Raw genomic sequence first — 7864 nt, forward strand, 5'->3', positions numbered from 1 at the left:
TCGATCTCATAGGCGCTGCATAACCCAAGGCATACGCTCGCAATGAATTTTTTCGAACTTTCTCCAAAGCGTGTCTCTCGAACCGCTCGTTATCACTGTTTCACGTCATGGAGACTTCACGCATGTCCGCTCGTCACCTGTTGCGTCACACTTGCCTGCTCGCCTTGATCGCTTCGCCTTTAGCCGCCACCGCCGCGCCCAGTACCGACCCGCTGTTCACCCTCGGCCTGCTGGGTGCCTATAACGACTTCAAATTCGAAGGCGGCAGCGAAACCGACAAGGAACACTTGGGGCAGGGCGGTGTATTCGCTACCTTCGGCAACAAGATGACCGCCGAGTCCGGCTTCATCTACCAGATCGGTGCCGAGGCCAAGTACGGCAAGAAGAATGACAACAAACTCAAGGAAGCCCAGGCCGATCTCGACCTCGGTTGGCGTGCGGCGCTGGACGCGCGCAACTTCGTCGATGTGACCGTGGGTGGCGGCTACAGCTGGTCGCGCTTCGAGCCCGAAATCAACGACCTGGACACCAAACTCACGGTCAAGTCGCCCTTCGCCAAGGCGGCCTTGGGTTACAACCACCAGTTCGATGCGTCGACCCTGCGCGTGGAGGTGGGCGCGCGCCACACCCTCGATGGCCGTGCGCGCCTGAAGGTGGATGATTTTGGCAGTGACACCGTGGACCTGAAGGACCGCACAAACCCCTATGCCGAGGTCACCCTGCTGATGAACCAGCAGGGCGGCATGCCGGTACAGGCGGGGGTCTACTACACCCGCACCGAGTACAAGCTGGATGGCGACTCGCCCGTGGCGGACAACACCAAACTCAAGCGTGATGAGTTTGGCTTCAAGGTCGGCTTGGCGTTCTAAGCAGCGATTTGCCAACACCGCGGTTTGTGTAGGAGCAGCCTTGCGCTGCGAAGGGGCCAGTGCAGGCGATGACCGGCCTGGTGCATGCGCTGCCTCTTCGCAGCGCAAGGCTGCTCCTACCGTCGGTTAACGCCCCCGGCGGCGCGACACGCGGGCCTCGATGTTCTTGCGCCCGATCAACAGTGGCGGTTTTTCCACCACTGGCTCATCCGCCAGCCACTTGTACATCACCAGGCAATCCACCAAGCCCAGCCGGGCATGCCGGAAAGCCTTGGGCAGGCGGCCGACCGTTTCGAAACCGAGCTTGTGCCACAGCGCCACGGCCACTTCGTTGCTGGCCACGACCGAATTGAACTGCAGCGCCAGAAACCCCTCCTGGCGCGCCAACTTCTGCGAATGCTCGCACATCATCCGGGCCACACCACGGCCACGCGCGGCCTCGCAGACCATGTAACCGCAGTTGCCTACGTGGGCCCCAGGGCCGGCAGCATTGGCTTTGAGGTAGTAGGAACCCAGCAGCTCACCGTCGTCCTCTGCTACCCAGGTGCGAAGGGGCATCTCCAGCCACAACTGGCGGGCCTGGTCGAAGTTCAGGGCAGGGTCGAAGGCGTAGGTTTCACGGGCCTGGACAATGGCCTGGAAGGTGGGCCAGAAACGCTCGAAGTCCTCAGGCGTCATGGGGCGGATGTGGATCATGGTGGTTCCTGCAAGGGCTGGACCGCCAAGTCTGGGTGTCGCGGCGTCGTCGCGCAAGGGCGGCGACGCCACGCGGGGTCAGCCGTTGGCCTTGCCCACTGCGTCCATGGCGCGGGCCGAGTACACCAATGCGGCGCCGGCGTTCATCGCCACCGCTACGCCAAGGGCTTCGGCAATCTCTTCGCGGCTGGCGCCGTGTTTCACCGCCTGCTGCGAATGCACGGCGATGCAGCCGTCACAACGGGTGGTCACGGCCACCGCGAGGGAGATCAGTTCGCGGGTCTTGGCGTCCAGGTGGTTGGTCTTGGCGCCCGCACCGCTGGCGGTCATGTAGCCGGCCACGGTGTCGGGAGACAACTGCTTGAGATCGCCGATGCCGGCCATCAACTGCTTACGGTAGGCGTCCCAGTCCATCATGCTCATCGTCTTCACCTTGGGGTGGTTGCGAGTGGAGCTTTCAGGCTAGTCGAAAAAGGCGAGGGCATCTGCTGCCTGTGCCGACGGCACAGGCAGCGCTGAATCAGATGTAGATGAACACCAGCACCAGTGCAGCCACCACCGCCCATTTTTCCAGGTAGTAGCGCATGCGATTGCGCTTTTTCAGCGCCTTGCCGCGTTCGCGGATCTTGTAGATGCGGGTGAATAGCCGGTTGATGCCACCCGTCTTGTCGTTGGCATCGTTGGGCGCGGCGGCGGCCGCCATCACGTTGCGGCTGAACCAGCGGTTGAACGCCGTTGCCCAGCGGTACTTGAGCGGGCGCTCGACATCGCAGAACAGGATGATGCGGTTGTGGTCGGTGGTGTTGGCCGCGTAATGGATGTAGGTTTCGTCGAAGATCACGCCCTCACCGTCACGCCACGAGTACTTCTCGCCGTCTACGTCGATATAGCAACCGTCATCGTTCGGCGTGTCCAGGCCCAGGTGATAGCGGTAGGAGCCGGCGTACGGGTCGCGGTGGCGCACCAGCTTGGCGCCCGGTGGCAAGGTGGCGAACATTGCAGCCTTGACCGTGCCGATGCCTTGCAGCAGTTCGGTGGTGCGTGGGCACAGGGTCATGGCCGAAGGGTGGCTTTCGCCGTACCACTTCAGGTAGAAGCGCTTCCAACCGGTCTTGAAGAATGAGTTGAAACCGACGTCATCGTAGTTCTCGGATTTCTTGATTTCACCGACGTGGAGCAACTGCTGGGCCTCGGCACGGATTTCCTGCCAGTGGTCCTGCAGCGGTTGCAGTTCGGGGAAGGCCTCGACCGGCAAGTAGGGCTTGGCCGGGTGCTTGGAAAACAGGTAGAGGAAACTGTTGACCGGGGCCAGGAAGCTGGAGTGGTCGCCCAGCTGGCGAGTCAGCTTGTGGCGAACGCGACCGCGTAGGTGAACATAGGCGATCGACAGAACAAAGAGGAGTACGAGTGCAATTTTCATGGACGTTTACTTGTCGAAAAATGGCCATGCGCCATGGCATAAGCTGGCCAGCATAAACAATCATGGGAGCAGTTTGTACTTATTGTTACGTGACTACCGCGCGACTTAGGTGTAATGGCCTAGCGCTTGCGCAAACGTTTCATGTCAAGGAGATCACATGGTTCAGGACGTTCGCCCCAGTGGCGCCCCCTTCAAACGGCTGTTTTTCGCCTTGCCGGTCAGCGATGCCCAGCGCCGTGCCCTGGCCCAGTGGCGGCGCGGTTTGAACCTGCGCACTGGCAAGCCGGTACCCGCCGACAACTTCCATGTGACGCTGCTGTTTCTCGGTGATGTAGATACTGCTTTGCTGCCCTCGATCTGCGCTGCGGTCGATGCGCTCAAGCGCCCGGCGGCGGCGCCGCGGCTGTTGCTCGACCGTTTGCAGGTGTGGCCGCGCGCCAGTGCACTGGTGCTTGAGCCGCAGCAAACGCCGCCGGCCTTGCTGCAACTGGTGTATGGCCTGCAGCAGGCGCTGCTGCCATTGGGGTTGGAGGCGGCGAGCCGTGAATACCGCCCGCACCTGACCTTGTCCAGGGACTACCGCGGCCAGCCGCCGGAGGCCGCCACGGCGCCGGAGTTCTTCCTGGCCGCGCGGCACTTCGCCCTGTATGAATCGCGCAAGGGTGTGTACTGGCCGCTTGCGCAATGGCCGTTGACCGAGTGATGCGTGCTGCGTTTTAAAACTCAGGCGTGTACTTGACCGTCAACATGAAGTTGCGGGGTTCGCCGTAGTTGTTGCTGCCATTGAGCTGGTTGAAGCCGGCAACCCAGTACTTCTTGTCGAACAGGTTGTTGGCGTTGACTGCAAGGTTCACTTCCGGCGTCAGCTGATAGGCCAGGCGCCCGCTCCACACGGTGTAGCCAGGCACGGTGTAGGTGCGTTCGTAGCCCAGGGTGTGGCTTTGGCTGGTGAAGCCCAGGCCGGTGCTCCAGCGTTGGCCGTCCAGTGGCAGGGTGTAGTCGGCCCAGGCGCGCAACATGTGCTTGGGCGTCCACTGGCTGAACACGCGGCCTTCCTCGTCCGGGTCGTCGAGGAACTTGGTGGTGTTGTAGGTGTAGCCGGCAAACAGCTGCAGGCCGCTGAGCACTTCGCCGCTGATCTCGGCCTCGATGCCCTGGCTACGCACCTTGCCCGCCGCAGTGGAACAGTACCAGTCATCACAGGCAAAGCCCGAAGCCACGTCGGTCACCGCACGGTTTTCCTGGTCGTAGCGGAACACCGCCAGCGAGGCGTTGACCCGGCCGTCCAGCAACTCGCCCTTAAGGCCGGTTTCGTAGTTGCTGCCGATTACAGGCTTGAGTGGCACGTTGTTGACGGCCCGCTCGGTCTGCGGCACGAACACGTCGGTGTAGCTGGCGTACCAGGCCCATTCGCGGGTCAGGTCGTAGACGAAGCCGGCATACGGGGTAACTTCGCCCGACTCGGTCATGCGGCTGGTGGGGTAGCGGGTGCCAGGGTCGGTGCGGCTGTTGAAGTCGATCGAGTCCCAGCTGTAGTCGAACCAGCTGACCCGCGAGCCGAGGATCAGGGTCAGGTCATCGGTCGGCTTGACCCGCCACACGCCGTACAGGCCTTTTTGGCGGATGTCGTAGCTGGCCTTGTTGGAGCGCGCGAGCTTGCCGTCGAACACACTGTCACGGCTAGGCTCGGGGCGGTTGTGGTCGATGTCGAAGAGGGTGTCGCCAGACGCGGCGAAGTTGCGCCAATAGGCGTCGTCCGACGTCAGCTTGGAGTAGTTGCCGCCGACGGTGATTTCATGGGCCAGCGGGCCGGTGTTGAAGTGGCCCACCACGTTCATGTCCAGGCCCAGCTTGGTGTTGTGGAAGTCGGTGAGCCAGTCGGCATAGGTGATGCCGCTGCCGTCCGGCGCCACGCCCTGGCCGGTGGACTGCACGCGCTGGTGCGTGGAAGTGTTGACTTCGTCCATGCGCACGGCGGCGGCCTTGAACGCCCAGTCGTCGTTGAAGCGGTGTTCGAGGTCCGCGTAGTAGGTGGTCACGTCGGTTTCGGCACGGTTCCAACGGGCGCCGGTGAAGGTCGAGCGGGGCAGGTCGACCGGCTTGCCGTCGGTGTAGCGGGGGATGCCGCGCAGCATTGGCCGCGACTGCTGGCGGTTGTAGCTGATGCCGGCACCTACGGTGGTGGCGTCGTTCAGGTCAATGTCCAGCGCGCCATACAGGGAGTGGGACTTGCTCCATTGGTAGTCGATGAAGCTGTCGCTCTGGTCCTCGTCGGCCACCATCCGGCCGCGCACGCGGCCGTCGTCGGTCAGCGGGCCGCCAGCGTCCAGTTGCAGGCCGTAGTGGTCCCAGGAGCCGGCCTTGCCGGTGACGGTGACGGTCGGCGTGGCCTGCCCGCGTTTGCGCACCAGGTTGATCGCGCCGCCGGGGCTGCCGGTGCCTTGCAGCAAGCCCGAGGCGCCGCGCAGGACCTCGATGCGGTCGAAGAACACCAGGTCCTGGGTCGCCCAGTTGCCCAGCGAATAGTTGTTACGCGGGATAGGCACGCCGTCGTACTGCCAGTCGTCGATCTGGAACCCGCGCGATGTTACCACCACGCCAGGGCCGATGCCTTGCGCGCCGACGATCCCGGTGGTGTGGTTGAGCGCCTCCTGCAGGTCGGTGATGCCTTGGTCATCCAGCTGTTTACGGGTAATCACCGTCACCGATTGAGGGATTTCCTTGAGGGTGTGCGTGCCTTTGCCAAGGGTCACCGCGCGGGCGGCGAACGAGCCGCTGCCTTCGCTGGTGGCATCCAGGTAATTGTCGGTGATGCTGGTGCTGCCAAGCTCCAGCACGTCGCTCTCTGGGGTTGCCGGGGCGACGCTGAAGTGGCCGCTGCTGGTGAGCCGCAATTGCAGGCCGCTGCCGACCAGCGCGGTTTGCATGGCTTGCTCGGCACTCATCTGGCCGACGACTGCTGGCGCCTGTTTGCCGCGTACCAGCTGGGGTTCGAGCGCGATGATGTAGCCGCTCTGGCTGGCAATCCGGTTAAGGGTGGTGGCCAGGCTGGCAGGCGGCAGGTCGAACGCCAGGGTCTGCACCTGGGCATGGGCATTTAGGCTGCTCAGGGCAACGACGAGGGGCAAGGCGCGGGGCCAGAGGTTGAGCACAGAATTCTCCCGAATGAAGTGACTTGTCAGGAGATAGGTGGGACGAGAAACGAAAACCGGACACGCCCGCGAATGATTTTCAAAAATATTTTCATTAGCCGTGGCCGGGGCCGATCAACGTCACCCAGGGGCCGAACGGTTCGACCTTGATCGGCAGGGCTTCCGCCAGGGCGGCCAGCGCCTCCTGCGGCTGGTCCAGCGGGAACACGCCTTGCACGCGCATCCCGCGCACCGCCGGGGCCAGCCGAATGTAGCCGCGCTGGTAGGGGCGCAGGGCATCGATGACCGCGTGCAGGGGTTCGTCGAGCACTTCCAGGCGCCCATACAGCCAGGCGCAGCGTTGTTGCTGCTCGCCGCCCAGTTGCTGGATGCCATCGCTGCGCAGCAGGGCCGCCTGCCCCTGTTGCACGTCTTGCCAGCGGCCATCGCGCAGGCTGGCGCGCACGCTGTGCTCCAGCACCACGACGCGGGTAGCGGCTTGCTCTTGGCTTACCAGAAAGCGGGTGCCCAGCGCCTGCACTTGTCCTTGGGGCGTGCGCACGCGCAGGGGCCGCTGAGGGTCGGCCGCAACCTGAATCACCATTTCGCCACGGCGCAGTATCAGCAGGCGTTGGCTGGCATCGAACTGCAGGTCGACGGCACTGGCGCTGTTGAGGCTTAGGCGGCTGCCGTCTGCCAGGGTGAAGCTGCGCCGCTCGCCGCTGGCGGTGTGCAGGTCGGCCAGCCAGTTTTGCGCGCTGTCGCTGCGCCAACCGCTCCACAAGGCGCCTGCGACGACACCCATGCCTGCCAGCGCGCCCAGCACTTCGCGGCGAGAGTGGGTGGGCGTGAGCAGCAGTTGGCGGGCTTCGGCGGCTTGCCCTGGGGCACGTTGGTCCAGCGCGTGCAGCGCCGCAAACGGGCTGCCCAGGCGGTGTTGCAAGCGGTCCCAGGCGCGTTGGTGTGCGGGGTCCTGGCGCAGCCAGTGTGCCAGGCGTTGCAGCAGCGCCTGGTCAGGCGTGCCGGCCTTGAGTGCGACCATCCAGTCGATGGCCTGCTCGCTGATCGGGTCCAGGTGTGTTGCGCTCATGCGTGCACCTCGCACAGGTAGCACTGGCGCAGGGCCTGCTTCATATGGCGGCTGACGGTGCGTTCGCTGATCTGCAAGCGGGCGGCGATGTCGACGTAGCTCATGCCGTCGAGCTGGCTGTACAGGAAGGCGGCCTTGACCATGGCGGGCAAGCCGTCCAGCACCTTGTCGATGGTCACCAGTGCTTCGATCAGCAGCAGTTGCTCTTCGGCAGAAGGGGCGATGGGTTCAGGCAGCAGCGCCAAGCGCTCGAGGTACGCCTGCTCGAGTTGGCGACGGCGGTACCGATCGAAGATCAGCCGACGGGCGATGGTCGAGAGGTAGGCACGCGGTTGCTCGATGCTGTCCGGGTCGACGCGTGCGCCCAGCATTTGGCAGAACGCCTCGGCTGCCGTGTCCTCGGCATCGGCGCGATTACGCAGGCGTTTGAAGACATGTTGGAGCAGCCAGCGGTGATGGTCGCTGAAGAAGAAGCCCAGCTTGCGGGTCGATGTGCTGTCCAACGCCTGGTATCCAGTTGTGAGTGTGAATCGTTCTCAATATTAGCTGGGTCGGTTGGTGGGTAGCAATGGGGGGGGGGTGAGATGTTGGGTGGGTGATGTTGGGTGTGCATGGCTCAAGTTTGGAGGTGTGGCACACATCGAGCGCCGCCCGCGCG

At 63.8% G+C, this 7864-nt stretch carries 8 protein-coding genes; 2 read left to right on the top strand and 6 right to left on the bottom strand.

What is annotated here, in order from left to right:
- Positions 1–122 precede the first annotated feature (122 nt).
- Positions 123–869, top strand: a complete 747-nt coding sequence (locus MFF34_RS07465; RefSeq protein WP_099453547.1) for an outer membrane beta-barrel protein — start codon at positions 123–125, stop codon at positions 867–869.
- Between the two features lie 126 nt (positions 870–995).
- Here MFF34_RS07465 and MFF34_RS07470 read toward each other — a convergent pair whose 3' ends face one another.
- From MFF34_RS07470 to lpxO, 3 genes are all read right to left on the bottom strand, one after another.
- Positions 996–1565 (bottom strand): GNAT family N-acetyltransferase, encoded by a 570-nt coding sequence (locus tag MFF34_RS07470; RefSeq protein ID WP_027593832.1) that lies wholly within the window; start codon positions 1563–1565, stop codon positions 996–998.
- A 78-nt stretch (positions 1566–1643) separates the two neighbouring features.
- Positions 1644–1988, bottom strand: a complete 345-nt coding sequence (locus MFF34_RS07475; RefSeq protein WP_013973174.1) for a carboxymuconolactone decarboxylase family protein — start codon at positions 1986–1988, stop codon at positions 1644–1646.
- A 97-nt stretch (positions 1989–2085) separates the two neighbouring features.
- Entirely contained in the window at positions 2086–2985 is a 900-nt protein-coding gene (lpxO, locus tag MFF34_RS07480; protein ID WP_027593830.1) for a lipid A hydroxylase LpxO, read from the bottom strand.
- 157 nt (positions 2986–3142) lie between these two features.
- Here lpxO and thpR point away from each other — a divergent pair, with 157 nt between their 5' ends.
- On the top strand, positions 3143–3688 hold the full coding sequence (gene thpR, locus MFF34_RS07485) for an RNA 2',3'-cyclic phosphodiesterase (protein ID WP_027593829.1): 546 nt from the start codon (positions 3143–3145) through the stop codon (positions 3686–3688).
- A gap of 13 nt (positions 3689–3701) precedes the next feature.
- On the opposite strand, the gene MFF34_RS07490 is transcribed toward thpR, so the two are convergent.
- From MFF34_RS07490 to MFF34_RS07500, 3 genes are all read right to left on the bottom strand, one after another.
- On the bottom strand, positions 3702–6137 hold the full coding sequence (locus MFF34_RS07490) for a TonB-dependent receptor (RefSeq protein ID WP_238211918.1): 2436 nt from the start codon (positions 6135–6137) through the stop codon (positions 3702–3704).
- Between the two features lie 94 nt (positions 6138–6231).
- The gene (locus MFF34_RS07495; RefSeq protein ID WP_238211920.1) at positions 6232–7206 is read right to left on the bottom strand and encodes a FecR family protein; all 975 of its coding nucleotides are present in this window, start codon (positions 7204–7206) and stop codon (positions 6232–6234) included.
- Positions 7203–7709, bottom strand: a complete 507-nt coding sequence (locus MFF34_RS07500; RefSeq protein ID WP_027593826.1) for a sigma-70 family RNA polymerase sigma factor — start codon at positions 7707–7709, stop codon at positions 7203–7205. The genes MFF34_RS07495 and MFF34_RS07500 overlap by 4 nt, the downstream gene beginning before the upstream one ends.
- Positions 7710–7864 lie beyond the last annotated feature (155 nt).

The sequence above is a fragment of the Pseudomonas sp. PAGU 2196 genome, from assembly GCF_022179005.1.
In the GTDB taxonomy this organism is placed as follows: domain Bacteria; phylum Pseudomonadota; class Gammaproteobacteria; order Pseudomonadales; family Pseudomonadaceae; genus Aquipseudomonas; species Aquipseudomonas kermanshahensis.

Coding starts and splice junctions, on each gene's coding strand:
- MFF34_RS07475 (WP_013973174.1), bottom strand. CDS start 1,988: ATGAGCATGATGGACTGGGACGCCTACCGTAAGCAGTTGATGGCCGGC.
- thpR (WP_027593829.1), top strand. CDS start 3,143: ATGGTTCAGGACGTTCGCCCCAGTGGCGCCCCCTTCAAACGGCTGTTT.
- MFF34_RS07495 (WP_238211920.1), bottom strand. CDS start 7,206: ATGAGCGCAACACACCTGGACCCGATCAGCGAGCAGGCCATCGACTGG.
- MFF34_RS07465 (WP_099453547.1), top strand. CDS start 123: ATGTCCGCTCGTCACCTGTTGCGTCACACTTGCCTGCTCGCCTTGATC.
- MFF34_RS07470 (WP_027593832.1), bottom strand. CDS start 1,565: ATGATCCACATCCGCCCCATGACGCCTGAGGACTTCGAGCGTTTCTGG.
- lpxO (WP_027593830.1), bottom strand. CDS start 2,985: ATGAAAATTGCACTCGTACTCCTCTTTGTTCTGTCGATCGCCTATGTT.